A 244-nucleotide genomic window follows, 5' to 3' on the forward strand; every position below is an offset into this window, starting at 1 on the left:
GATTACTCACGCGGCGCTTCACATGCGAGGTGCCGCATTGCCGCCGGCGGATCTTCGCGGAGCGGTTCGGAGAAGACATCGTCCCGCTGCGACGGCGCCGGACAGCACGGCTGGAATACATCGTCCATCACTTGGGGTTGGCGCTCGGCGGTCGGCCGGCGGCAAGCTTCGCCAAGCGGCTCATGCTGCCTGTCAGCAACGATACCTTGCTACGGGTGGTCCGTCGGCGGACGGCGATGCCGAC

At 66.8% G+C, this 244-nt stretch carries 1 pseudogene; it reads left to right on the forward strand.

Features of this window, described 5'->3' with window-relative positions:
* Positions 1-244: pseudogene (locus AC0L3P_RS40360) on the forward strand (ISL3 family transposase); the annotation flags it as partial.

The sequence above is a fragment of the Bradyrhizobium sp. WSM4874 genome (assembly GCF_055811835.1).